At 68.2% G+C, this 239-nt stretch carries 1 pseudogene; it reads left to right on the plus strand.

Annotated elements, in window-relative coordinates:
- Positions 1-14 precede the first annotated feature (14 nt).
- A pseudogene (locus KVT44_RS56915) lies at positions 15-239 on the plus strand (sugar ABC transporter permease); the annotation flags it as partial.

Genomic DNA, 239 nt, shown 5'->3' on the forward strand with positions numbered 1-239 from the left:
CCACCTGGCACACCATGCGTGCGCTCAAGGGCTTTTGCTTCGCGGCACCGTTCTTCGTCGGGTTCGTCCTCACCTTCGTGCTGCCGCTGGGCTACGCACTGTGGGAGTGCCTGTTCACCACCCGCAACTCCGGGCTCGGCATCGGCGGCCAGACCACGGGATTCGCCGGCCTCGACCACTTCACTCGCGCCCTGGGGGGTGAAGCGTGCTGGGGCGCAGTCCTGCCGGCCCTGGTGTTC

Origin of the sequence: Streptomyces sp. GbtcB7 (assembly GCF_019091445.1) — a bacterium.
GTDB lineage: Bacteria > Actinomycetota > Actinomycetes > Streptomycetales > Streptomycetaceae > Streptomyces > Streptomyces mirabilis.